At 47.2% G+C, this 23,213-nt stretch carries 22 protein-coding genes and 1 pseudogene; 11 read left to right on the top strand and 12 right to left on the bottom strand.

Features of this window, described 5'->3' with window-relative positions; genetic code table 11:
• Nucleotides 1–56: 56 nt before the first annotated feature.
• The gene (locus FH974_RS19475) at nucleotides 57–2,162 is read right to left on the bottom strand and encodes a cobaltochelatase CobT-related protein (RefSeq protein ID WP_207104088.1); all 2,106 of its coding nucleotides are present in this window, start codon (nucleotides 2,160–2,162) and stop codon (nucleotides 57–59) included.
• A 116-nt stretch (nucleotides 2,163–2,278) separates the two neighbouring features.
• Nucleotides 2,279–2,515 (bottom strand): hypothetical protein, encoded by a 237-nt coding sequence (locus FH974_RS19470; RefSeq protein ID WP_047884411.1) that lies wholly within the window; start codon nucleotides 2,513–2,515, stop codon nucleotides 2,279–2,281.
• A 492-nt stretch (nucleotides 2,516–3,007) separates the two neighbouring features.
• Here FH974_RS19470 and FH974_RS19465 point away from each other — a divergent pair, with 492 nt between their 5' ends.
• Nucleotides 3,008–3,427, top strand: coding sequence for a helix-turn-helix domain-containing protein (locus FH974_RS19465; RefSeq protein ID WP_053061760.1), 420 nt, complete (start codon nucleotides 3,008–3,010; stop codon nucleotides 3,425–3,427).
• Nucleotides 3,428–3,618: 191 nt separating this feature from the next.
• On the opposite strand, the gene FH974_RS19460 is transcribed toward FH974_RS19465, so the two are convergent.
• Nucleotides 3,619–5,280 (bottom strand): site-specific integrase, encoded by a 1,662-nt coding sequence (locus FH974_RS19460; RefSeq protein WP_207104087.1) that lies wholly within the window; start codon nucleotides 5,278–5,280, stop codon nucleotides 3,619–3,621.
• A gap of 296 nt (nucleotides 5,281–5,576) precedes the next feature.
• On the opposite strand from FH974_RS19460, the pseudogene FH974_RS19455 reads away from it, so the two are divergent.
• Nucleotides 5,577–5,777: pseudogene (locus tag FH974_RS19455) on the top strand (amino acid ABC transporter permease); the annotation flags it as partial.
• A 603-nt stretch (nucleotides 5,778–6,380) separates the two neighbouring features.
• Nucleotides 6,381–6,590, top strand: coding sequence for a transcription antiterminator/RNA stability regulator CspE (gene cspE, locus FH974_RS19450; RefSeq protein WP_047884413.1), 210 nt, complete (start codon nucleotides 6,381–6,383; stop codon nucleotides 6,588–6,590).
• 121 nt (nucleotides 6,591–6,711) lie between these two features.
• Here cspE and FH974_RS19445 read toward each other — a convergent pair whose 3' ends face one another.
• On the bottom strand, nucleotides 6,712–7,143 hold the full coding sequence (locus FH974_RS19445) for a GNAT family N-acetyltransferase (RefSeq protein ID WP_047884414.1): 432 nt from the start codon (nucleotides 7,141–7,143) through the stop codon (nucleotides 6,712–6,714).
• A gap of 198 nt (nucleotides 7,144–7,341) precedes the next feature.
• Complete coding sequence (locus FH974_RS19440; RefSeq protein WP_047884415.1) at nucleotides 7,342–8,058, bottom strand: methyltransferase family protein; 717 nt, start codon at nucleotides 8,056–8,058, stop codon at nucleotides 7,342–7,344.
• A gap of 735 nt (nucleotides 8,059–8,793) precedes the next feature.
• On the opposite strand from FH974_RS19440, the gene FH974_RS19435 reads away from it, so the two are divergent.
• Both FH974_RS19435 and FH974_RS19430 read left to right on the top strand, forming a co-directional pair.
• Nucleotides 8,794–9,615 carry a transporter substrate-binding domain-containing protein gene (locus tag FH974_RS19435; protein WP_047884416.1) on the top strand — a complete coding sequence of 274 codons (822 nt, stop codon included), beginning with the start codon at nucleotides 8,794–8,796 and terminating at the stop codon, nucleotides 9,613–9,615.
• 6 nt (nucleotides 9,616–9,621) lie between these two features.
• Nucleotides 9,622–10,584: an amino acid ABC transporter permease gene (locus FH974_RS19430; RefSeq protein ID WP_047884417.1), complete on the top strand. Its 963-nt coding sequence runs from the start codon at nucleotides 9,622–9,624 to the stop codon at nucleotides 10,582–10,584.
• A 69-nt stretch (nucleotides 10,585–10,653) separates the two neighbouring features.
• On the opposite strand, the gene FH974_RS19425 is transcribed toward FH974_RS19430, so the two are convergent.
• From FH974_RS19425 to cobU, 4 genes are all read right to left on the bottom strand, one after another.
• Nucleotides 10,654–11,187, bottom strand: a complete 534-nt coding sequence (locus FH974_RS19425; RefSeq protein ID WP_084712502.1) for a GNAT family N-acetyltransferase — start codon at nucleotides 11,185–11,187, stop codon at nucleotides 10,654–10,656.
• An 81-nt stretch (nucleotides 11,188–11,268) separates the two neighbouring features.
• Complete coding sequence (locus FH974_RS19420; RefSeq protein WP_047884418.1) at nucleotides 11,269–12,747, bottom strand: cobyric acid synthase; 1,479 nt, start codon at nucleotides 12,745–12,747, stop codon at nucleotides 11,269–11,271.
• Between the two features lie 11 nt (nucleotides 12,748–12,758).
• Nucleotides 12,759–13,382, bottom strand: a complete 624-nt coding sequence (locus FH974_RS19415) for a histidine phosphatase family protein (protein ID WP_107193840.1) — start codon at nucleotides 13,380–13,382, stop codon at nucleotides 12,759–12,761.
• Nucleotides 13,383–13,464: 82 nt separating this feature from the next.
• Entirely contained in the window at nucleotides 13,465–13,998 is a 534-nt protein-coding gene (gene cobU / locus FH974_RS19410) for a bifunctional adenosylcobinamide kinase/adenosylcobinamide-phosphate guanylyltransferase (RefSeq protein ID WP_047884419.1), read from the bottom strand.
• 203 nt (nucleotides 13,999–14,201) lie between these two features.
• On the opposite strand from cobU, the gene FH974_RS19405 reads away from it, so the two are divergent.
• The 3 genes from FH974_RS19405 to FH974_RS19395 all read left to right on the top strand — a co-directional run bounded on the left by FH974_RS19405 (nucleotide 14,202) and on the right by FH974_RS19395 (nucleotide 16,790).
• Nucleotides 14,202–15,110: a CPBP family intramembrane glutamic endopeptidase gene (locus tag FH974_RS19405; protein WP_207104086.1), complete on the top strand. Its 909-nt coding sequence runs from the start codon at nucleotides 14,202–14,204 to the stop codon at nucleotides 15,108–15,110.
• Nucleotides 15,111–15,367: 257 nt separating this feature from the next.
• A complete protein-coding gene (locus FH974_RS19400) occupies nucleotides 15,368–15,736 on the top strand; it encodes a YgiW/YdeI family stress tolerance OB fold protein (RefSeq protein ID WP_047884420.1) in 369 nt (122 codons plus the stop codon).
• Nucleotides 15,737–15,992: 256 nt separating this feature from the next.
• A complete protein-coding gene (locus tag FH974_RS19395) occupies nucleotides 15,993–16,790 on the top strand; it encodes an alpha/beta fold hydrolase (protein ID WP_207104085.1) in 798 nt (265 codons plus the stop codon).
• A gap of 128 nt (nucleotides 16,791–16,918) precedes the next feature.
• Here the strand turns inward: FH974_RS19395 and FH974_RS19390 are convergent, their stop codons facing one another.
• The 3 genes from FH974_RS19390 to FH974_RS19380 form a co-directional block, all read right to left on the bottom strand.
• Nucleotides 16,919–17,725: an alpha/beta fold hydrolase gene (locus tag FH974_RS19390; RefSeq protein ID WP_047884422.1), complete on the bottom strand. Its 807-nt coding sequence runs from the start codon at nucleotides 17,723–17,725 to the stop codon at nucleotides 16,919–16,921.
• Nucleotides 17,726–17,764: 39 nt separating this feature from the next.
• Entirely contained in the window at nucleotides 17,765–19,117 is a 1,353-nt protein-coding gene (locus FH974_RS19385) for an MATE family efflux transporter (protein ID WP_047884423.1), read from the bottom strand.
• Nucleotides 19,118–19,293: 176 nt separating this feature from the next.
• Nucleotides 19,294–19,872, bottom strand: a complete 579-nt coding sequence (locus FH974_RS19380) for a nucleoside triphosphate pyrophosphohydrolase family protein (protein WP_047884424.1) — start codon at nucleotides 19,870–19,872, stop codon at nucleotides 19,294–19,296.
• 387 nt (nucleotides 19,873–20,259) lie between these two features.
• Here FH974_RS19380 and FH974_RS19375 point away from each other — a divergent pair, with 387 nt between their 5' ends.
• The 3 genes from FH974_RS19375 to FH974_RS19365 all read left to right on the top strand — a co-directional run bounded on the left by FH974_RS19375 (nucleotide 20,260) and on the right by FH974_RS19365 (nucleotide 23,179).
• On the top strand, nucleotides 20,260–20,526 hold the full coding sequence (locus FH974_RS19375; protein WP_047884425.1) for a hypothetical protein: 267 nt from the start codon (nucleotides 20,260–20,262) through the stop codon (nucleotides 20,524–20,526).
• Between the two features lie 407 nt (nucleotides 20,527–20,933).
• Nucleotides 20,934–21,647 carry a glycerophosphodiester phosphodiesterase family protein gene (locus FH974_RS19370; protein ID WP_047884821.1) on the top strand — a complete coding sequence of 238 codons (714 nt, stop codon included), beginning with the start codon at nucleotides 20,934–20,936 and terminating at the stop codon, nucleotides 21,645–21,647.
• A gap of 233 nt (nucleotides 21,648–21,880) precedes the next feature.
• On the top strand, nucleotides 21,881–23,179 hold the full coding sequence (locus tag FH974_RS19365; RefSeq protein ID WP_047884426.1) for a DEAD/DEAH box helicase: 1,299 nt from the start codon (nucleotides 21,881–21,883) through the stop codon (nucleotides 23,177–23,179).
• Nucleotides 23,180–23,213 lie beyond the last annotated feature (34 nt).

The raw sequence follows: 23,213 nt of genomic DNA, 5'->3' as shown, positions 1-23,213 counted from the left end.
ATAAGTAAGCGGTGATCTAACTATTTGTCAAATATTCGCAGGTCACTAAAGAATGGCTAGGCTACAAGCTCTCTGATTTTGCCGCAGACAACGGCTGGTAGCTCTGACAGGTCATTTACCACGGCATGTTTGGAGTAGAAGCGCTTAACCGAGTCTGTCTGAATGCCGATGCCAAGTAGCTTGATATCGGTTTTCTGCTCAATAAACCGAGTGACAGCTCTCAAGTGCTCGGCCATTCCTCTACCCCTTGCGCATGGCTCGCCGTCCGACAGAACAACCATCATCTTCAATGATTCAGGTCGGCTCATCAGGCTTGGGATAAACCGCAGGATGCACTCCCCGTCAGCGTTGTTTGCCAAAGGGAAATTACCGGCCAGAGCGCCAAACCGTTTCTTCACAAGTTTGGTATTGGCCTTGTCGTCCCAATCCTTCAAGATCGGCAGCAGCAATGGCTCAAGGCGCGAGAAAGACAAAGTTCCGGGCTTTATTTTCTTGGACATTAGATAGCGCTCGAAGCCGCGGACATCCAAATCAAACAGTGAAGTAAAACCGACAACGCGACATGCGATGCCACATCGGCCAAGAGCCTCAGCCATGACATAAGCCGACCTAAGAGAAGTCCCTATTCTGTCTCCACTGTGCATTGAGCCGGAGAAGTCCACCACAATCTGAACAGCAGCTTCTCGGCTACGGTGCTCTTCTTTGGTGCGGAATACACGAACATCACCGGTTTTGAGCTTAAATAGGCTCGCCCCATGAATACGACCTTTCTTTTGGCCGCCAAGCCACTGAGACTTGTTTTGGCTGCGAACAACCCTTTCAAGCTGTTTTGCCATGTTCTTTGAGGTATCGCCAAGATGAGTCTCAATGCGACGATTAAAGGCTCGCTCGCCGTTCACAAACAGATCGTCGAAGTATTTGCGGTAACGCTCAGCACCCTCTTTATTTTCGCCGAAATACTCATGGATCTGGACTTGTGCCGCCTGTTTCCCAATGTTCTCAACAACATCATAAATATCGAACTGGTCGGTCAATGGGCGGTAGCTACTCATGCTGTCATCAATCGCATCAGAAAGTGCCTCTTCAAGCGCATCTTCGATAGACAGAGGTTCAACTTTGTCGTCGATTCCCTCTAGCTCATCAAGATCTTTAAGGTCGAAGTCAAAGCCCATATCGGTATCGGTAGCTGTTGAGTCAGACTTACTTCTGCCCTGATCTTCTTCGTCACTCTCTTCGCTCTTTCCGTCTGATGAGCCGGAAACCTCAATTTCATCATTCTCTTCGTCTTTGCCGCCGTCGTCTTCACCTTCTTCGTCCGCGCTACCGGCATCCACTTCAATCTCAATGGATTCCTCCGGCTTTTCGTCGTCCTTGGCCTCCGATGGTTGGTCGTCGCCGGATTCATCCTCGCCCTCATCCTTGCTCTGTGTCTTAGGCAAGTCAGGAGACTTCACTTTGCCCTCTGACTCTTCCGGCTTATCCTCTTCTTCGCGCTCTTGCTCCTTTTGGGTTTCGTCGATGATCAGCGACAAAAGGACACGCGCAACCTCAATGCAGTCAGAGGTGCTTTCCGTAAGCGTCAGCTTTTTAGGGATTCGAGCGTCTTCGATGCGGGTCTTCAAGATATCAATGCGATCCCACTTGTCCCCCATCCAATCGGCAAACTCTGTCTGCCCTGCCATCGCACGTAATGCAGGAACGGCAAGGATTCGGTTGAACAGCTCGACGCCCTTCATGCCAGAGTCCACGGCTTTCTTGTAGGCGTTGTCAAAGACTGTCTCAAGTAGGTGGTGACGAACTTTGCTCAGGTTTGATCGAGAACCGGTGAATACCTGGCTCATCTTCCGCTCGATAAAGATATCCTCCACCGAGTTCCACATTGGCTCCAACGCTGTTGGAATTGAGCATCGCGTTTTGAAGTCAGTAAATAGGATGTGCGCGACCTCGTGATCGACGAAGCCTCGGACTGCCATAATGGCTAAATCACTAGCGTCGTCAGGCAGAGCAGGAATATTCACGCGAACTGGTTTGCCCTCCATATCGTTCTCGACATAAGCGCGAGTTCCGGACATAGAGACTTTTACAGAGGTTCGTGACAGCAGCGAAACAATCTTCGCTACTGATTCACGCATTTGGATAATTTCTTTTCTTACGATTGCCATAGCCAAATACTTTTAACGAGTGTTTATTTATGGAAATGATAAAAAAATGGTGCAGGCAAGGAATACTTGCGCCGCACCAGTCAAAGGTTACATGAGGTCAACTAGCTGCTTTTGGTTTAGTGCAACATGGATACTCGGTCAGCTATAAGCTCTAACGATTCCTCTCGGTCGGCCAGTCGCATATACGGGCTGCCATCTTCTGAGGTAACAATTTCCAATACAGTATCATCAAGATCTTCGGAAACAGGGGTCACCGCGCCAGATAGAACAAGCATCAGCTTTCCTCCCTTCTCCATCAACTCAACCGATACTCCACCTAAATCAAAGTAGCTTGATTTGTTGTTTTCGTTCATCGCTGATGTTGCCTTTGTCTGAAACAAGGATACTAACTAACTAATTACTTAGACACATCATGATATATGCCTAGCAATAATTGAGTCAACAGGAAAAAATCATGAGCAAGGAACATATATTTTGCATTTTTTTTCAAAGCAGTACCTTGCTTTAAAGTTGCAAAAAATATGGAGATTATTAAATTAAATACATATTTTTCATACACTTAAAAATAAAACCTCTCACATGACGAGATCACAAACCCATGAATACTGAGCTACAGAACAAACACTGTATATCCATACAGAATTGACCATGTGGTATTATAAGAAACATAATGATAAATAAGCGATGAGTTAGAACTGCACTAACACTACGCTGAAAGAATTAATTAATAAAATTAGTAAAATGCAGATTATGGAAGTTGGTGAGTTGCGGCGGATGCGTATTGACGCGCTTTATGAAGCGACTCCACCGAACATAATGAACTAACTAAAGAACGAGATAACGTTATGATTCCAACAGACAAGCAAAATCCGAATGCGATCGTCGCTCAATTCCTTACTAAAGCGATTGAGGAATGCGGTAAGAGCCAGATCACCATTGCTAAAGAGGCTGGTTATGCTAACGCAAACAACATCACAATGCTGAAAAGTGGTAGATCTAAGCTGAACAAAGCTCGTGTCCCTGCTCTTGCTAGAAGTCTGGAGGTTGATGAAACCGATTTAATGATGCTTGTTCTGGAGCAAGATGAGCCTCATCTTGCTGACTGGATTAAAAGAAAAACAAACGTTAACTCTATCGGCAGACATGCCGCTAATGCTTTTGAAAACTCACTGATTAGAGCTGGCAAAGTGGATGTCGAACTTACTCAGGAGAAGTTGAAGGAAATGCAAGATTTCTTTGATGAGTTCGTTAAAGGGCTGGATTAATTTTCCCGAATAGTTTCACTTTGTTATCAGTTAACGATCGACAACTAATTAGAGCTTCATCAACTCTCTACCTCTACAAGCCCTTCCATACAAGAAAGCACCGTTTAAACGGTGCTTTTTAGTATCTAGCGCTGCAAAACTAGGTCTTTGCCCCTACTAGCCAATCATACATTTCGGTAATTTTGGTGCCTTCATCTTACGTGCCGATACTCTTTCCAATCCTGTAGCAAATTGTCCCTGAATCTCTCCCAATTAAGAAATGACACATCGACCGGAGACTCATATAAGTTGACGACCTTTTGCAGCTCCGCAACGCTCAGCGCCCTGTGACCATACTTGGTCGTTGTCAGAGCTACCTCGCCGCTGGTTCTCCCATCATGGCCGACTATCTGTGCTATTTTCCATTCAGGTATGTTCTTCGACCGAATAACATCAATAAACAAGTGCCGGAATGAATGGCAGGTGTATTGTCTCCCGTAAGGTATGTCTGCCTCTTTTCTAATGGCTCTGGACACATCCAGGTTCTTTCCTGCATTCGAGAAGATGAACTTATCAATCACAGGAGTCATCAGCAGAGGGTCGTAAATCTCCGGCACCCCCTTCAGATTCTTCCGCCACTCTACATAATCCAGCAAACCCAATTCGAGCAACATATTATGCACGGGAATAATCCTGCGCCCATTTACGGACTTCACGCGCTGGTAGAACTTGGCATCGTTAACCACTAAGCACCAGATGCTCCCGACACACACCACGTCATCTATTGATAGCTGGGCGACTTCGCGACTGCGCATACCGGTGAACTGGCAAATCGGATAAAGCCAAAAGTGCAACGGGTAATAGCCGTAACGAGCAATATGCCCTCTTCGTCTTTTGCTACGGAAAAAGTGAGTCCGATAAATGGCGTCCAACATTTCCGAATCAAACGGCTTTACCTTCTTGCTTTGAGACAAGAACGTTGAGGCGGTGTCGATCTCGCTTTCGGGTATAGTAAAAGCGCCCTTGCTTTTATGAACCCCGTTCCTTGATTTGCTTTTCTCCGAACAGGCTTTTCGCAAATCAACCGACATATGACCTTCATCATATCCCCAGCCGAGTGCTCTCCGGAGGAAACTCAAGACATAGCTGTAGGTTGTTTCGTTAATGGCGGTATACCGGCCAGCCTCGGTGGCAACAATTATCTCGAATGGAATATCCCCGTGATACGCTTCTTTTCTCGCTGGATAGACTTTCAGCTTCCCCATAATGGTTCGGATAGTCTTTTTGCAAAGGTGCTCTAAGGGCGTGTTCTCATCGAGGACATCCAGTAATTTATTCACGTGTCCGTAATTCTGCTTTACTGTTACGTGAGCAATTTCTCCCGAGTCCCTTTCACTGGCAAAGTAACCTCTTATCAAATCACCAAAAGTGCTGATTGCGGTCTTTACCTCTATATCTCGAATGCTAACGACCTCTTCGGCCTCTTCGGATATCGCTTGTTTAAGAGCGGTAACGGCTTTTTGCTTAAAGACAGCTCTGAACTCTGAGTCTTTAAGCTCTTCAAGATCGTGAATGCCGGTTTTGCAGTAGACAACGGCAAAGTCAAAGATAGAAGTGAAGCTCTCTGAGTCGGCATCCAGACTACTCAACTTTTCGGTTACTTCACGAACCCGTCTAAAGATTCGGGTGGCCTCGATTGCGATAGCGGTAGCCTTCTCGCTTGTTCCGGCCAAGGTGAAAGATACTTCCTTTTTCTTGGATTCACCTATCCGGCCGCATACCTCATCTCCAAGAAGACGGTAGTAACTAGAGCGAATTGTAAACCTGCCATTTCCTCTAGGGGTGATGCTGAATAACAGCTCTTTGTTTTTCATTTCAGTAGTCCTCCGAGGCTATCAATACCGCAACCCAATAGCGTAAAACAACTGACTGGAAGGCTGTAATCCGGAGGACTTTAACTAACAAAATGAAGGTTATAGGAACAAAATTGACTGGAAAGGCCAAAAGAAGGAGAAATAGGGTATTGGAAGAAAGTCAAACCGACGGGAATTGTGATTAAAATCACAAAAAACACCGTTCACAAACCGACAAACCGACGGGTTTCGTCGGTTTAGCAATATCAAAAAAACATTAACACATTGATTTAATTCAGATTAATGAGGTTGAAAACAAAAACCCTTCCATTAGTCATTATATGGCCATTTTTGACCTGACCACCGAAGGACGCAATATTGTGGCTGATACCGCCATGCCGTTTGAGATCTGGTTTACCGTCGCGGCCATCTATTTGTGCGCGACACTTTTACTTTCAGCACTGGCTGCATGGTTAGAACATAGGCTTAAAGCAGGCCAGAATGGTGGCAGTCACTAACAGTCATTGGTAATCTCACTTTTTGCTATTCATTTATTCCAATGATTTTATAGATGAGAACAATTCGTAAAACGACGCACTCCTCTCGTCGATTTGCGAGACAAGCCACCACAAGTTACCCTGTAACATATCATTAAACTCAGGCAAACAGGAGGCGTAGTAACTCAAAACTGGACAGAAGCGAGTTAGTTTCTTAGTAGAATATGGTCCCAATAATCAGCGGCTGCCAGAAGAGTATGAAAAGCGATATGAGATTAAGTTAAATCGTATCTACTGATTGGTGGCTATTCGCAACACATGTCTGATCGACTCGTTTCAGCTAGAGAAGTGAATGCTATAAGAATCCTACTGTTTAGCATGTCTGAATCAGATTTTTAAAGACCAGTTAAAATATACCTTTACTTTACTATGTAATGGGGTATTATCTTACCTGCTCTGATGTTCAGACTTATTAATGAAACTCCAAGTAAAAGTAAACCCTAAGAATTTCTTCGTTAATGTTGTTATCCTCTGTGTTTCCCTTAGCTTTATCGTCACATTAAATAATTCAATCTTCAGAGAATCGAAGTAACATTATTAATTTCAAAATAAAAGGGACACTATATGTCTAAGTCAACTGGTATCGTAAAGTGGTTTAACGAAGAGAAAGGTTTTGGTTTCATTACTCAAGACAACGGCGGTGCTGACGTATTCGTTCACTTCCGTTCAATTGCTTCAGAAGGTTTCAAAACTCTTTCTGAAGGCCAAAAAGTATCTTTCGATGTAGAGCAAGGTCAAAAAGGCCCTCAAGCAGCTAACGTTGTTGCTCTATAATTGAGATTTTGGCGTAAGTGGATAACCCACTTACGCCAACTAACAATCAGCAACGCTGCACTGAGAAAGTTATTAGCCTTAAGAGTTGCTTCTAGCAAGTTTGTTTACGACAAACCTAGCCTTACAATGCCATGCGCAGAATTGGAAACGCTTTACCCACATCATCAACTGGTGAACGGGAAGTTACTTTAAAACCCATCTGTTCGTAAAAGCCCACAGCCAATAAATTTTTTTCATTCACGTCAACTTTGGTCGCTCCTAGCTGATCAATAGCATATCTCAGCAACACCTTCCCAACGCCTTTACCTCTGGCTTCGTTTAAGATGAAAAGCATTTCAACCTTTGAATCATAGGTACCTATAAAGCCTAAAATTGAACCACTTTCACTCTTTACGCATTTCAATATGACAGTAGGAAAAGCCTGTTCGATGATTATCGGCTTAAAAAACTCAATATCTTCTTCTGATATGAAGTGATGAGTTGCTCGGACTGAGTCTTCCCAAACATCAAGCATTTCTGCGTAATACTCAGGAAGCACATTTTCTACAGTCATAATATTTTCTCTAGAGTTGGCTGAAATTCATGTACAGCCGCGAGTGGACATATTATTGCCAAACCATTACGCAGTTTAATCTTATGTGGTAGGCTCTGACTCACTTTGGGGCCGAAAAAATTCAGCTTAGTAAGGCAGCGCGTAACTCTTTCTGTTGGATCTCAATCTCTGCTCTGGAAGATCACTACTCAATCTATTTCAGTATACCCCTGGAATCAACCGATAGCGCACGCGTCGGGCGTAGCTTCGATAACCCGGCAACTCTTCCTGTAAAGTCTGGTCTTCGAGTAAAGTTCTAATCACCGTGATGATTGATGCAACCGCCGCAGGAATCAGTGTCCATACCGAGTTCAAAGCAAGAACAATGCCGAACGATGCACAGATAACTCCGGCATAACCCGGATGCCGAACAAACCGATATGGGCCACTGTCACACACCACATGGCCTCGATCCGTCTGAATGCGCACAACACTTGAGAAAAAGCGGTTCTCAGCCAATGCCCATGAAGCGAAAGCGTATCCGAGCAAGATCAAAATAAAGCCAATTACGATGAGCCATTGAGCAAATTCGGGGGACCAGTTATAGCGGTGGTCCAGCCCCGCCACGATGACCATAGGAAACCCGGCACTCACCGCCATCATTGGAGCAAGCACTCGGTCCCAGGCTTTTGCGTTTTTGATATTTTCAATATTATGTCTTTCAGCTGTTAATCCAGGATGTCGTTGTTCCGCCCACATGAGTCCACCGATACCGGCGGCCAAGATCAGAATAGAAAATAGCCACGCCTGCCACCAGCCAAGGTCCCCACCGCATATCAGTAAAATTAGAGGGATTAAGAGATATACCACAACTAATCCGAACCAATGACGGGGGGATACTGTTTGAGCTGCTTCTTCATTAGCCTTTGCTGACATATCATCCCCAAAATGAAGTGGATTTATGTGTGCCTCTAAAGCTCCGTTCAGGTGCCACACGTCACAACGAGGTTAACCTGCACCCAATTTTCTAACCCACCGATGGGTTAGAGCTTTAACCAACTAAATACATACAGAATCATTAGATAATTTAGGCCAATTAACAGACAAGTCCATTGTAGGTATCGATTATTCTTAATTGATTGGGGCAAAACAAATCAGGTAACTAATTTCTCCCCTCTTCAAACTGATTCGCATATAAGAAAGAAAATTTCGCCCCTTCGTTTTAAGCTGTCGCCGCAACCATGTTGAAAAACATATCTAAGGCGTAGATCATCGGCTTAACATCCTTAAGAAATGATTTGCTTATCTTGTTGGTGTTATTTACCTTGTTGGTTATATTGGTCTTGTCGGCGCTCAATACCTTGTTAGTTGGGCAACTGGCGCTACGTCAGCTCTTACTTATGACACCCATTCTCCAGCAACGCCATGATTTTAAATGAATTTACCTTACCTAACCCTAGAATTCGTCTACTGTTTATGTAATGGCCATTTTGACCTAACCACTGTAAGACACTGCGCAGTTAGGCGCTGCACAGTTAGGCGCAGTACTGTTACCTAAACCACGATGCCGTTTGAAGTCTTATATAGCGCCAAGCCAAACACAACAAAACAAACAACAAACAACAAAGCCATAATTCGACCAACGAAAAGGATACTGAGGAAAAAGGAAGCATGAAAAAATTTCTGTTAATGATGGTGGCCATAACCTCACTGCTTGCCCCCACTTTGGCTTCGGCCGCAAACTCTCCCTCTGAAAAGAGCACGCTGACCGAAATAAAAGAACGCGGTACATTACGGGTCGGTTTATCGACTTTTGTTCCCTGGGCTATGCGAGACAAACAGGGAGAATTGATTGGATTTGAAGTCGATGTTGCACGACGCCTTGCCAAAGATGCCGGGCTGAAAGTGGAATTCATCCCAACGGCCTGGGATGGAATTATTCCGGCCTTACTGGCGGGCAAATTTGACGTGATCATTGGTGGTATGTCAATTACCCCTGAGCGAAATATGAGCGTACTCTTCACCACACCCTATGCGCACTCCGGGGTACAATTGGCCGCCAACCGGGATATAGCCGGAGGTAAAACCACATTAGATGACTTCAACAAACGCAGTGTAACATTGGCGGTACGACGTGGAGCTTTTACCGTTCAGACTGCTAAGAAGTACTTCCCAAAAGCACAATTACGTCAGTTTGATGATGATGCACAAGCCTTTCAGGAAGTGCTAAACGGAAATGCGCAGGCCGTACTCGCCTCTTCACCGAAACCTGAACAGATGACAATTCAGTACGGCAATAAATTATACCTGCCTTTCACTGAGCGCCTGAGCCGTGGTTCAGAAGCGTTTGCTATTCGCCATGGTGAATTTGACCTGCTCAATTTCTTCAATAACTGGATTCTGCTGCGCAATGAAGATGGTTGGCTCAAAGAACGCCATGACTTCTGGTTCACAACGCTGGATTGGCAGGATCAAGTTGCCGAAGGGCAATAACTCGCCATGCCAGTGAATCACAAAAAGATTTCTCCTGGCCAACAGTCAGTCGTCCATCAGACTTCCCAGGGCTCAGAGGAAAAGAGCCGAAGACGTTCACGGCGGATTCCTCTGAACCGTCTGGATTGGTTGCTGCTGGCGTTTCTGGCGGCTATCTTGGGTTGGCTTTGGTATCGTTCGGCCATTGGTATCCATTACCACTGGCAATGGGACAAAGCCTTTAACCTGATTCTCACTAACGGGAAAAATGGTGAACTGCCCTACTTTTTTCAGGGGTTAATCGCCACTCTGCGTTTAAGTTTATGGGGAATGCTGCTTGCTGCCTCATTAGGCTTGCTGCTGGGACTGGCGAGACGCTCTTCGTTCTGGCTGTTTCGCTTGCCAGCACAAGCTTATATCCAACTGGTGCGAAACATTCCGCCGTTGGTGTTTGTCTTTATCTTCTATTTTTTCATTTCCAGCCAATTGGTTCCGCTATTGGGACTTGAGTCGATACTCAGACAGTCTCCTTCATCCGTTAACCTTGTACAGAACGGGTTGTTTGGCCCGCCCGCTCTGTGGGAAAACCTTTTTTCCGGCGTGTTATGTGTCGGCCTGATTTCTGCGGCCTATATTGCAGAAATTGTCCGGGCGGGAATAGACGCTATTGATAAAGGACAATGGGAAGCGGCAAACTCTCTGGGGCTGTCACGCTGGTCACAGTTCAGAGATGTCATTTTCCCTCAGGCATTAAGCGGGATCGTACCACCTCTGGCAGGCCAATTTATCTCGCTGGTTAAGGATTCGTCGATCATCTCGTTGATATCCATTCAGGAACTGACGTTTGTTGGTAGTGAAATCGCGAACTCGTCCGGGCTAATTTTCGAAATATGGCTGCTGGTTGGCGCGGGCTATTTTCTGTTGTGTTTCAGTCTTTCATTGTTATTCAGCAAGTTAGAGCATCATAGCCGACGCCATTTACTACAATGACGCTAAAGCGTTAAGCTGACGGTGAAGCGTTAACATGCGAAAAAACACAAGCTAAACAAAAAGGGAGTCCTACGACTCCCGCTGTATTTGAAAAACGCACAGTTTCCGGTTGTTGTGCTCCTGATCGCCGATATGCACCATGCCGATCTTTTTCATCACCTGCCGCGCAGACATATTCCGGCTGGTCGTAAAGCCCACAATTCGTTTGAATCCACCCTCACGGAAAGCGTATTCCAGAATCGCCCGGCCAATTTCAGTTGCATATCCCTGGTGCCAGTGTTCCTCACTGATTGTCCACTCAATTTGAGCAACCTGCTCACTTTCGTCGTAAGGATTCAGCCCGACTTTACCAATCAGGGTATCGCAGTCCACCAATACAAGGGGGCAGTTAAAATAGCCGCCTTTCCATTTCCAGCCCATTTTATTTGCCTGATACCATTCAAGCTCAGTGCGCGCTTTCTCTTCTGTCCAGGGGGCATCCCCCGTATAAGTGTGAACAGACTGGTTTGACATTATCCTGTGAAGGCTAGGTAAATCACCCTCGTGCCAAGGCCGAACATACAATCGTGGTGTTCTGATACTCGGTGATATATCTAGAATCATACTCGTCCCTCTCTGTCTGAGCTGGCTAGCCTTCCCTGGACATGTTAGCCCGGTGTCACATTTCTTTGTATTTACGCGCCCTTAACGTTGAAATCTGTCTGCCCATTGTGGCCACAACCTGGCAAGATCCATATGTGCTTCCAACATGTCCGCAACACGATCAATGCCCTGTTCCCGAAGCTGGTCAAAGTCCGGGGTTTGCGTCGCGGTTAATCCGGCCCAGTTCAAAATGGCATCACAGGCTGACTGTTGCTCAAAAATACCATGCAGATAAGTACCAAACACCTGACCATCAAGCCCAAACTGACCATCCGGCCCATCAGCCAAACGAACTGGCGCGTCTTCCTTCACACCCTCCGTTACTCCGGCATGAATTTCATAACCGCGCACGGCCACCGGCTGTTGTCCGGGCATGGTCAGCGTACCGCTTACCTGTTTTAGTTGTTTTTCTGGTGCTAACACGGTGGAAGTTTGAAGATAGCCTAATCCGGCACTGATGCCTGACTCACCTTCGATACCGTTCGGGTCTGAGATGGATTCTCCGAGCATCTGATAGCCGCCACAAATGCCCATAACTTTTCCTCCCAAGCGAAGGTGGCGGGCAATTTGCGTGTCCCATCCCTGAGATTTCAAAAACGCAAGATCACTGCGAACACTTTTAGTCCCTGGAATAATGATAAGATCAGATGGCGGAATTTGCTGCCCTTTGCCTACAAATCGTAGATTTACCTGAGGGTGCATGCGTAAAGGATCAAAATCAGTATGATTGCTAACCCGGGTCAAAACAGGGACAGCAACCTGCAATTGATGTTCAGCTGGTGCTGATTGCTGCACATCAATGGCATCTTCAGCTTCCAGCATCAAACCGTGCAGATAAGGCAATACACCCAGCACAGGTTTACCGGTTTTCTGCTCCAGCCAATCGAGCCCGGACTCCAGCAGTTTTATATCCCCGCGGAAACGGTTGATAACAAAACCAATAACCCGATCCTGCTCGCTTTGCGAGAGCAGCGCCAGCGTGCCATACAGATGTGCAAACACACCGCCGCGGTCGATATCTGCGACAATAATGACCGGCACATCGGCATTCTCTGCAAAACCCATATTGGCAACATCGTTTTCGCGCAGGTTAATTTCTGCAGGGCTACCAGCGCCTTCAATGATGACCGTTTCAAACTCTTGTTGCAGCAGACCAAATGACTCCATGATGGGTCCCATCACGACCTTCTTATAGCCGTGATACCCTACCGCGTCCATGTCGGCCAGTGCTTTGCCCTGCACGATAACCTGAGCACCAATATCGGTATTGGGTTTGAGCAGTACCGGATTCATATGCACGGTTGGCTCAATGCCACATGCCTGTGCCTGTACTGCCTGTGCCCGGCCGATTTCACCGCCATCACGGGTCACCGCACTATTCAGCGCCATATTTTGCGACTTGAAAGGCGCGACATGAATACCCTTTCGGGCAAGTACACGGCAAAGCCCGGCGGCCAGTACACTTTTTCCGGCGTCAGACGTGGTTCCCTGCACCATGAGGGCTCGAGTAGTCGGTTGCATCTGTTTCTCACTCAAAATTGTTGTTCTTTGGGCCATTGAAGTTGTGGCCACTCCTGCCCGTTGGCATCCGTAAAGTTTGTGACGCGGTAACGAGCCGCATACGGTAATTCAATCCGCTGCAGATAACCGGCGTTTTCTGGCATCTCCAGCAAAATGCGCATTAACTGTTTCATCACTCCGGCATGGGTCACCAGTAAAATCCGCTTTCCGGCATGATCAGCCAATAGCTGCTTCCAGGCGTCCGCGATCCGGCCGTCAAATTCACGCAGTGATTCACCACCATGCGGTGTAGACTGCCACGGGTTCTCCCAATAATCTGTCAGGTGTTGTCCGTGAGACTGCCAGAGTGTGTCATGGGGTTGGCCGTCCCAGTTTCCGAAATTCATTTCCATCCATAATTCGCTTTCCTGACACGGCAGCGTAAAACGGCGAGCGTAAGTTTGTGCAAAATGGCTGCAGCGTTGCAGCGGTGAGCAGACAACCTGCTCAATATCTTCCAGCCCTGCGACGGCCAGAGTCATTTGCTCAAGCCCGGTGGCGGTGATCGCAAAATCCGTATGTCCCCGGAGACAACGATGCCCTTCCGGCAACCCGTGGCGCAAAATATCGACCCGCGTTGTAATGCCTTTATCCATACCAGATCCAGTCTTTGTAACTATTTTTCACAGCCGGCCCAAAATAGAGGTATGCCATGCAGTTCCATGCGATGCCATACGGCTATGCCTCGCCTTTCAATATTTGAGGGATACCTGCTGTCACAAATGTCACTCTGTCCACCTGTCGGGCTATAGTCTGGTGCAGCCAGCCACTTTCATCAACGAATCGACGCGACATCGCCCCCATAGGCACAATTCCCTGTCCGACTTCATTACTCACCAGAATCACTCTTCCCTGCGCCTCAGCCAGCGCAGCAAGCAACGCCGCTTTCTGGCCCGGCCAATCGAGTGCTAACTCATCGTTAAACAGACAATTCGTCAACCACAGCGTCAGGCAATCAATCAGCAGGCAATTATCCGGCAAACTGTGCCGCCTTATCGCTCCCGCCAGATCGACCGCCTCTTCCACCAACGCCCAATGGTTGGGTCTTGTTTGTTGATGATGAGCGATACGGGCAGCCATTTCCTCATCGCCCGCGGTAGCCGTCGCAATGTAAATGACATCGAGGCCGGAAGTCTGCGCCAGATATTCAGCATGACTGCTTTTCCCGCTCCGGGCTCCGCCCAGCACTAACTCAGTGTTTACTCTAAACAAAACTGTTGTCTTTCCCGCTTGCAGAATAACTAAGACGAATGTTAAGGAGTTTACCTTACAGCTTCATTTTTTCATCAAAATCCTGCCATGATTGTTGAGTCTTAAATGATTAACTGATGTATATTCCTGCAGCCTGAACAAAACAGCGCAATATAACAAAAACAAACCTTTAAATAAGCTCGCGTATCGGAACACGTCTATTTATGTTTTATGCTCACGAACTATGGCCATATGGCCTGATCTGGCTCTTCCTGGCCACTGCCATCATGTCGGCTTTTATCCAGCCTCAACCCACCGAATTACAGCCCAAGACCAGCAAGATACTACTCGCGCTGAGCTGGCCTTTTCTGCTCACTGTAACAGGCATACTTGCAGTGGTATTAGGCAAGATCTCATTGTCTGCGCTGCTGTTCAGTCTCACCGGAATCGGACTGGCTGCGTGTAGCCACCAAGTGTTCAGACGACCTGTTCCGGCAGGCATCCGTATTGCCATTCATATTGCTGTGATTCTCTGGGGACTGTCGCTGGCCTTGCATCTGGTTCCCGGCTTCATGAACCTGAGAGTCGTGGAAAAAGCGATAACGGGGCCAGCCAGCGTTCCGTTCAACATGCACCTGAATCTGGATAAGCCGCTATTATTTTTTGCGCTTCTATTACTGGTGCCGGGAATGCTTGGACAACGTATCGTGCCATCAACGTCTCAGCGCTGGATACTTGTCTGCCTGTTTGCCGCATTGCCTGCACTGGCGTGGGGACTAGGACTGGTTGCCCCCGAGTTTTCATTACCTGAATGGCTGTGGCTGTTTGTTCTGAACAATCTCTTTCTGACCTGTGTCGCAGAAGAAGCCCTGTTCAGGGGGTATATCCAGCGCCTGTTAATTCAACGTTTCAGCGCCCCTGTCGGTATTGTGGTCGCCAGCCTGTTGTTTGGGTTCGCCCATTTTTCCGGCGGTCCACTGTTTATCCTGCTGGCTACACTGGCTGGGGTGTTATACGGCCTCTGTTATTACTGGAGCGGTCGGTTGCACTGGGCCGTACTTATTCATTTTGCCTTTAATCTGGTTCATCTGGTGTTTTTTACCTATCCACTGGCAATAAAAAACGTTGCTTAGGCACGCTCTCACAACCGTACTGTCTAACGGTGCTATCAAAAAAGATGCTGTCATAACTACACAGTAGAAACCACATGCAACAGAAGCGACTTTATTACATGTCGCCTCTGTGGCGTTTTTCACGTTCAATGACTCACTATGAATAACGATGTTGATGATAACTCATGGAAAAATGAACGGAAGCTGAACAACCGGATCATCATGGATTCAGCCCGCATGGTGTGTAATACAGTCATACACCAAACGGAGAACTAACAATGAAAAAAACAGTATTGATGATGACAACTGCCGCCCTGCTTTCTTCTGCCGCTGTATGGGCGGACAACAACGCTCACAACACGCAGGTACAGTACACCGGCCCGATAGAAAAAGTGACTGTCGCGTCTTTGCTGGAATCATCCAATATGTTTACGGAACACAATGCAGTGGTCGAAGGCCATCTCATTAAGCAGATTAGCGCAGAGAAGTTCCTTTTCAGCGACGGGACTCAACAGATTCAGGTTGATCTGGACGACGACATCCATCTGCCACAGAAAATCGATGCGAACACCAAAGTCCGATTGTTTGGTGAATATGAAGGTGGTAAAACGCCGGAAATTGAAGTCGATAAAATCGAAATTTTGTAAGCGACAAGCAAGCCCGGTGCACCACACCGGGCTTGCTTGTTTCTTGTTTCCCGTTTCTTGCAACAACAGACATACGTTCGCGCTACAGATGCTGCTTATTTTCGCCCCAGCACGCTAACAAACCCAAGTTATTCTTGATGTCCCCTCACATTTTGACAGAAGCAAAAAACGACCTGACACCAGCAAACCAGAAAGCGTGATAGACTCCCTCTGCCTGTTGTATGCAGTTCGACAACAGACTTATTGAAGGAAAATGATGTCAAGTACCCTACTGTTTCACAAAACTTACCGTCATCCAACCAGCCAGGAGTGGGTGGTTTTTGTTCATGGTGCCGGAGGCAGCTCGGCTATTTGGTTTAAGCAGCTCAAAGCCTACCGCCAGCATTTCAATCTGTTGCTTCTCGATTTGCGCGGTCACGGTCGTTCTAACAATCTCTTCCAGGACGTTGTCAGAAATCCCTATACCTTCAAAACGGTCACGACAGACATTGTGCATGTCCTCAACCACCTGAAAATTCAGTCGGCCCATTTCGTCGGGATATCACTTGGCACCATCATCATCCGTAAGTTAGCCAAATTGTCACCAGACCGAGTGAAAACCATGGTCTTAGGTGGCGCTGTCACCCGGCTGGATATTCGATCACAGTGTTTAGTGAAGGCGGGGAATCTTTGCAAACACATCATTCCGTATATGTGGCTCTACCGCTTGTTCGCGTACATTGTGATGCCACAGAAAGCGCAGAAAGAATCACGGCATCTGTTTATTAACGAAGCCAGAAAGCTGTGCCAAAAAGAATTTAAGCGCTGGTTTAAACTGGCAACGGATGTGAATCCGTTGATGAAGTATTTTCGTGAGCGGGCAATCCCGATTCCGACTCTGTATCTGATGGGTAGTCACGACTATATGTTTATTAAACCGGTCAAAGAGTTAGTCAAAACACATGAGCAGTGCTATTTGACTGAGCTGAAAGATTGCGGACACGTCTGTAATGTTGAACGTCCGGACGAATTTAACCAGCACTCGATTGACTTTATTCTTCGACATCAGTCTTGACCTGCGTCGCTTAAGGCTCCAGAACATAAAACACGTTTCCCAGTACCACATCTGGAAATAAAAAAGCAGCCAAATAGCTGCTTTTTTCATTGTCCATATAACTTATTGCCTCTCGGGCTGACAAGCACTCAGCGCGCGTGACGGGCGAAGAAGTCCGACAGTTTTTCGGTAACTAACTCTGGCTGCTCAAGGTTACTGATATGACCAGCGTTTGGAATCAGAAAAAATTCACTGCCTGTGATGCCGTCATGCATCAGCTGAGATTCGAGAACCGGGCGTACCTTGTCTTGCGCACCAACCATAATCAGAGATGGAATAGCGAACATCTCTGCGTCTTCAAACATATCACGGCGTCCAAAAATCATTCTCCCCGCATGGGCCAGTGCCGCAGCTTGCTCTTCAGAAGCACCTGCCAACGCCTGACGGAAGCTATCTTTGAGTGATTCTGACGGAGAATTACCAAACTGAATCGCAGTGAAATAGTCTATCACAGCATCTGGGAACCCTTTGGCTTCATCAACCTGGCTCAGCAAATCAAAATAACGCATATTCGCGACTTCAGGCTCCAAACCGACAAAAGTATCCATCAATACCAGAGAGGTCACTCTGGCCGGCGCCTCAATCACGACTTCAGTTGCCCACATTGCGCCAGACGACAAGCCAACCAATGAAAATTCGTCAATGCCGAGTGTATCAAGCAGCGCCAGCACGTCTTTAGCGTAACCTTTGAGGCTTCGGGTTGCGGCTGGCGCAGGGGATGACTGCCCATGTCCCCAAAACTCCGGAACTATGCATCGGTAAGACTGACTCAAAACATCAACCTGAGGCGCCCACATGCTGCTGTCCCACAGGTAACTGTGACCAAAAACCAGCACCGGACCCTGGCCGACATCCAGGTAATGCATTGTTTGCGTATCGACATTAAACGTGTTCATTCACTCAGGTTCCTTTTTAAAACGTACTCACTGTGAGCATTACGATGCTGATGCATATTTCAGCTCAATGGTTTTGATACCGCGTTGATAGAAAAGCCATGCCATGAGACCAGCAAGGATGTTCCCTGCCGTTGCTCCGATGAACAGTCCGGGAATACCCCCCAATTGCGAACCCAGCCACAAAACCGGCAGAAAACAGACAAACAGACGCAATGCTGAAATCCACAGCGCACGCATCGGCATCGCCAGTGCATTACAGACTGACACCATCAACATGCAAATACCCAACGGCCCCAGGCTGATAGGTACCCAGGCAAGATGAATCAACAGAACGCCCTGAACTGAAGCCTCACTCGCCAGTAATGTAGACAGCACAGGCGCAGTAACGAACAAAATAACAGCAACAGCCAGCTGCCATCCCAGTACAAACTTCACAGCCAGACGAATCAGCTGCTTAATTTTATCGGTATCCCCACTGCCGAGCATTTTTCCCACCATCGGTGGCATCGACATCGTCAGAGCCAGCACAATGACGATTGAAAAAAACTCCAAACGTGATCCGAGCGCCCATGCCCCCACAGTCGCCGCACCAAATCCGGCCACCAGCTTGGTTGCCAGCATCGACGACAACGGCGGTAACAGCTGACTCATCATGGCTGGTGCCATGATGTGAACCAGTTCTTTGATGGATGCAGAAATATCCAGACCTTCCCAATTGAAGCTCATCCAATGACGTTGTAACACTTTAGGGAACACCACCAGCATACCAATCGTAAAGGAAATGACCGTGGCCCACGCAGCACCAACCAATCCCATATCCAGGGTAAAGATAAACAGTGGGTCAAGCACAATATTCAGCAGACTGGTGATCACCATCATGATCCCCGGCAACATGGTATTACCATTCGCCCGGCACAGGCTGTAGGCAAAATAAACCATTGCACCGGTCCAGGCACTCAATAGCCAAACCGGCCAATACTGATCAACCACAGGATAAACATCATCAGGTGCGCTTAGCAGAGACAATATGGCGCCGCGACTGACCCAGATCAGCAGGCACACGCCCAGTACACTGATAGCGCCGGTAATGACCACCAGCCCGCCCAACTGTTTAGCGCGTTGTTCATCGCCTTGCCCGAGAATCCGGGAAATAAGTGATGTCGTGGCGATACCCAGCCCGACCTGAAGACCGATAATCACCATTTGCATAGGGAGCGTAAATCCCTGAGCAGCAAGAGGTAAAACGCCAAGCTGACCGATAAACGCACTATCAACCAACTGAAAACTCATCAGAGATAAGACGCCGAACAACATGGGCCAGGTCATTTGATAAAGCTGACGGCCAAGTCCGGGATGTGACTGCCTCGTACGGCAGGATGTTTGAGAGACCATAACTGACTTTTGCTACCGTTTAGAATTCTTTTAATGGGTGCATAGTCTACGGACTTTTCTCTCGGAGCTAAAGTAACAAGAAAATAACTTTCAGACTTGAAATGAGACTTTGGTGGGATATTGCCCGAGGTGGTTAATCCTCGGGCACATTCAATGCGCTTCGGCAGTGAATGGTATTACTGGGTCACTAGCTGAACCAGATTGGCTGGACGATAGTAGATAGATTTCAATACTTTACCTTGGCGGATCAGTTTTCCATCCAGATCAACGTCTTTTGCACATTTAGCGATAATGTACTCGCCTTTCTGACTACCAACAATCTCAACACCCTGTGCAGCATAGTGGGCTTTCGTCTCTTCAAACTCTTGCTCGGTGCGACACACTTTGCTCATGTTGCTTGAGTGAACTTCATCCCAGCATGACACGAAATCAAAGCCCAGGCGCTGAGCAATTTGCAGAAGCAGATCAATCAGATAGCTGATACCGATATTGGCTTCAACCTTGTTATCACCCAGGTGTACCAGGCGCCCCATCAGGACATAAACAGAATCCACAATTGCATCGGCTTGCTCAACCAGTGAATCAGCTTCCGCCAGTTCAGTCATCTCTTCCACAGCCAAGGACGTATGCAGCGCATCTGCCTGCTCATTCAAGGTCGAAGCCGACTCAATGTCTAAATCAAAAGTGCTGCGAAATTCGCGGATATCACGGTACAGGTGGTCAAACAACGCTTGATCTAATACAGACAGCTTCATGAAGGTTTCCTTTTATAGAGACTGACCTTCCGGAGACCATACAACACAAGACTGACAGACCGTATAACAAACCTTTTGGCTCAACCATACGACAGCAACAACCGTTAGTATCCGGAAAGCATGACGAAATCACGCAGTATACCGTATTGCTTCACTTGATGGGATCAAGAAATCCATCTTCAATCACCAAAGCCATTTTGTTACCAGCAGTTCACATTTTTGCAAGCAAGTAAATTTGTCTAGCGTACATCATATTTATGCCATTGAATTGCAATTGTTCGCATACTAAAGTGTATTAGATCACAGGCATTGTTGATTACGTAGCACTGCCTGTATCAACAATCCGAATATTTAAGCCGTAATGAATGCCGCAACAAGGAGGTCAGCATGTGTAAATATTGCGGAGTGAAAAGTCACGATATACGAATAAAACGCCAGTTCTGGGAGAAATCCATCTCTCATCGTAACCAGCAAAAGTTTCGCTGCACTCACTGTCAGCGTACGTACTTTGTGCCAATCGGCGGCCACACCGACGATGACATGACAGATGTTCAGGACACCCCTAGGGCTCAAGAAACTTCGAATATCCAAAAAACAACAAATATTCAAGAAACAAAGAATATCAAGGAAACGGAACAGGCATCGGTTGACTAACAGTTGAAGACGGACAAGATTCAGTCGCGTCCTCCCCTACATACCGGGACGCTATTCTGATTCGATAAAGGGACAAGAGCTGCCAGCAATGTACTGTGCGCCATCCCCCTTTCTGTTCCTGATTTAACTGCTGCTTCCGACCCGACTAATACACCTACTTGACCGCTTGCCAGTTCTGCACTGGCATGCCTCCTTGTCTGGCAACCCCATCACGCTTTTACCTTCTTACCAATATATAATTCGCTTCAGCAGGCAGAATGTCATATTTCCTTTATGTGACTGGACGTATAATACTTATCATATCCAACCGATATGTATGATATATGAAGACTTTGGGGTTCCCCCTGCTTGGCATATCGGCACGGCGCTTATCCGTACTTATTCAAAGGCAGTTGTAAAATACTATGATGATTTCAGGTCACCGCGGCGCGGCAGCGCTTGCTCCCGAAAATACCCTCGCCAGTGTCAGAAAAGCCGCTGAATCCGGCGTTTCCTGGATTGAAGTGGACACTCAGTTAAGCCTTGATGGTGTTCCTATTGTCTTCCACGATGAAACACTGAACCGTTGTAGTAACGGCAAAGGAAAAGTAGCTGACCACACAATGGCACAACTGAAGACGCTGGATGCCGGACAATGGTTCAGCCCGGCATTTAAGGGCGAGACTATCCCGACTCTGGAAGAGTTGCTAGATACTTGCCTGGCACTGGACCTGAGTCTGAATCTTGAACTGAAAATCCACCATCGCCATCAAATTGAACCCTTGGTGAAAGCGGTAGTTACACTTATTCAGCAAAAAGCTTTTCCTGTCGACAAACTAATTTTTTCAAGTTTTGAGAAAGAAGCGCTTGAGCACTGTCAGGCATTATGGCCTGAAGTTCGCCGAGGCTTTATTTGTGAAGTGTGGAACGGCTACAGCCTCGATTCATTAAAATCGCTGGACCTGTACAGTATTCACATCGACCATCACATACTGACTCCTACCATTGCCGACAGCATCAAAGCCGCCGGACTGGTCCTAAAAATCTGGACATTAAACACCCCATCGAAAGCCGACCGCTTTTTCAAAATGGGGGTCGACAATATCATTACGGACAAGCCGGATCAGTTTCAGGTTTGCTAATCCGTTTTAACGGCCGCTTGAGAGGTTTATCCCAGAGAACAAGAGATTGTTCATCGTGGTCAGGCTGACTTGGGTACTGCCTAGCGCTTTAGCCAGCACAAATTATGGGGACATAAGCGATAAACGGACACTTTTTAGCTGTTTATCTGAAAATAGTCCCCACACTCTCCTATTATTCCTCTATAATCACCGACCGAATTTTTGTCAGGCTACGTCTGCTTTAGGAAATAAGAATGTCATTTGCATCACAAAACTTTTCTCAGGAAATTGTGCGCGCACTTACCGAATGCGGCTACGAGAAATTAACCCCAATCCAAAAACAAGCGATTCCACACGCTCGTCGCGGAAACGATATTCTTGCCAATGCGCAAACCGGTACCGGTAAAACGGCTGCGTTTTCTCTGCCGATCATTCAGCAGATCCTGGACAATTCAAAGCAACGTAGCCGCTTTAATGTACGCGCGCTGATTCTGGCTCCGACTCGTGAGCTGGTTGCGCAAATTGCGAAGAACATCGAAGACTACACCAAGTACACAGACATCAGCGTTGAAGCCATTTACGGCGGTACTAAAATGTCTTCTCAAGAGAAAAAACTGGAGAAAGGCGTCGATATTCTGGTCGCTACCCCAGGCCGTCTTATTGAGCACATGGAACTGAAAAACGTTTCTCTCGCTAATCTGGAATTTCTGGTCTTTGACGAAGCTGACCGTATGCTTGACATGGGCTTTATCGGTGATATTCGCGTGATCATGGGTGATATTCGCACCAAACCGCAAACCATGTTGTTCTCTGCAACGTTCTCCAGCCAGATGAACAAACTGGCCGGTGACATCCTGCAAAAACCAAAACGCATTTCGGTCAGCCCGGAAAATGCTACCGCAGAAACCGTTGCCCACGTTGTATACCCTGTTGATCAGGAACGTAAACGTGAGCTGCTGTCAGAATTGATCGGCAAGAAAAACTGGCAACAAGTGCTGGTTTTTGTGAACTACAAAGAAACCGCAAATGAACTGGTCAAAGAGCTGAAACTGGATGGCATCAAAGCAGTGCTTTGCCACGGTGATAAAGCGCAAAGTGCACGCCGCCGTGCGCTGGACGAATTCAAAGAAGGTAAAGCACGTGTAATGGTTGCAACCGAAGTTGCCGCTCGTGGTCTGGATATTAAAGGACTACCACACGTTGTTAACTTCGATATGCCATTCCTGGCCGAAGACTACGTGCACCGCATCGGACGTACTGGCCGTGCCGGTGAACAAGGACATGCCGTGTCGTTTGTCAGCCGCGAAGAAGAGCTGACGCTGGTTCAGGTTGAAAACCTGATCAAGCAACGTATTCGCCGTATTCAGCTGGTTGGTTACGAGCCGAAAAACCGTGACGCCCTGCTGGAAAAAATGCACAGCAAACCCGCTTACCGTGACCGTCGCGGCCGTACAAACAACCCGAGCGATCAGTCTGATGCAGAGCGTCGTGCACGCCTGCGTCGCGCTGTCCTTAACAAAAGCCGTGCTGGCGTCAGCCAACTGAAAAAATAATCACGCTGCTGCTTATTACTCTGAAATCCAAAGA

The sequence above is a fragment of the Photobacterium ganghwense genome, assembly GCF_017329545.1.
GTDB lineage: Bacteria > Pseudomonadota > Gammaproteobacteria > Enterobacterales > Vibrionaceae > Photobacterium > Photobacterium ganghwense.
The sequence above is the reverse complement of the archived record's forward strand: the minus strand, read 5'-3'. Positions and strand labels throughout refer to the sequence as shown.

Excerpts from the sequence above, each read along its gene's own strand:
- FH974_RS19365 (WP_047884426.1), top strand. The coding sequence starts at position 21,881 with ATGTCATTTGCATCACAAAACTTTTCTCAGGAAATTGTGCGCGCACTT.
- FH974_RS19370 (WP_047884821.1), top strand. The coding sequence starts at position 20,934 with ATGATTTCAGGTCACCGCGGCGCGGCAGCGCTTGCTCCCGAAAATACC.
- FH974_RS19420 (WP_047884418.1), bottom strand. The coding sequence starts at position 12,747 with ATGCAACCGACTACTCGAGCCCTCATGGTGCAGGGAACCACGTCTGAC.
- FH974_RS19400 (WP_047884420.1), top strand. The coding sequence starts at position 15,368 with ATGAAAAAAACAGTATTGATGATGACAACTGCCGCCCTGCTTTCTTCT.
- FH974_RS19435 (WP_047884416.1), top strand. The coding sequence starts at position 8,794 with ATGAAAAAATTTCTGTTAATGATGGTGGCCATAACCTCACTGCTTGCC.
- FH974_RS19445 (WP_047884414.1), bottom strand. The coding sequence starts at position 7,143 with ATGACTGTAGAAAATGTGCTTCCTGAGTATTACGCAGAAATGCTTGAT.
- FH974_RS19440 (WP_047884415.1), bottom strand. The coding sequence starts at position 8,058 with ATGTCAGCAAAGGCTAATGAAGAAGCAGCTCAAACAGTATCCCCCCGT.
- FH974_RS19390 (WP_047884422.1), bottom strand. The coding sequence starts at position 17,725 with ATGAACACGTTTAATGTCGATACGCAAACAATGCATTACCTGGATGTC.
- FH974_RS19385 (WP_047884423.1), bottom strand. The coding sequence starts at position 19,117 with ATGGTCTCTCAAACATCCTGCCGTACGAGGCAGTCACATCCCGGACTT.
- FH974_RS19395 (WP_207104085.1), top strand. The coding sequence starts at position 15,993 with ATGTCAAGTACCCTACTGTTTCACAAAACTTACCGTCATCCAACCAGC.
- FH974_RS19375 (WP_047884425.1), top strand. The coding sequence starts at position 20,260 with ATGTGTAAATATTGCGGAGTGAAAAGTCACGATATACGAATAAAACGC.
- FH974_RS19415 (WP_107193840.1), bottom strand. The coding sequence starts at position 13,382 with ATGGATAAAGGCATTACAACGCGGGTCGATATTTTGCGCCACGGGTTG.
- FH974_RS19460 (WP_207104087.1), bottom strand. The coding sequence starts at position 5,280 with ATGAAAAACAAAGAGCTGTTATTCAGCATCACCCCTAGAGGAAATGGC.
- cspE (WP_047884413.1), top strand. The coding sequence starts at position 6,381 with ATGTCTAAGTCAACTGGTATCGTAAAGTGGTTTAACGAAGAGAAAGGT.
- FH974_RS19405 (WP_207104086.1), top strand. The coding sequence starts at position 14,202 with ATGTTTTATGCTCACGAACTATGGCCATATGGCCTGATCTGGCTCTTC.
- FH974_RS19465 (WP_053061760.1), top strand. The coding sequence starts at position 3,008 with ATGATTCCAACAGACAAGCAAAATCCGAATGCGATCGTCGCTCAATTC.
- FH974_RS19475 (WP_207104088.1), bottom strand. The coding sequence starts at position 2,162 with ATGGCAATCGTAAGAAAAGAAATTATCCAAATGCGTGAATCAGTAGCG.
- FH974_RS19470 (WP_047884411.1), bottom strand. The coding sequence starts at position 2,515 with ATGAACGAAAACAACAAATCAAGCTACTTTGATTTAGGTGGAGTATCG.
- FH974_RS19380 (WP_047884424.1), bottom strand. The coding sequence starts at position 19,872 with ATGAAGCTGTCTGTATTAGATCAAGCGTTGTTTGACCACCTGTACCGT.
- FH974_RS19430 (WP_047884417.1), top strand. The coding sequence starts at position 9,622 with ATGCCAGTGAATCACAAAAAGATTTCTCCTGGCCAACAGTCAGTCGTC.
- FH974_RS19425 (WP_084712502.1), bottom strand. The coding sequence starts at position 11,187 with ATGATTCTAGATATATCACCGAGTATCAGAACACCACGATTGTATGTT.